The following is a 230-nucleotide window of genomic DNA, read 5'->3' on the forward strand; positions in this document are numbered from 1 at the left end:
GAAGTCCCAATTTGAATAGGAGTATCTTTTGAACTTGTAGTTCCATCTCCAAGTTGTCCATTATTATTACGTCCCCATGTCCATAATGTACCATCTGTTTTTAGTGCTATAGTGTGGCTAAAGCCAATACTAACGCTTTTCCAATCTGTTGCCGTTCCTATTAGGATCGGTGTATTTCTATCAATTGTAGTTCCGTTTCCTATTTGTCCAGAATCATTGCTATCCCAAAT

1 pseudogene is annotated in these 230 nt (G+C 37.8%); it reads right to left on the reverse strand.

Annotation, left to right across the window (positions count from 1 at the left end):
* Nucleotides 1–230 (reverse strand): annotated as a pseudogene (locus tag SB679_RS26585) (hypothetical protein); the annotation flags it as partial.

The organism is Chryseobacterium sp. SIMBA_029 (assembly GCF_046535275.1).
Classification (GTDB): domain Bacteria; phylum Bacteroidota; class Bacteroidia; order Flavobacteriales; family Weeksellaceae; genus Chryseobacterium.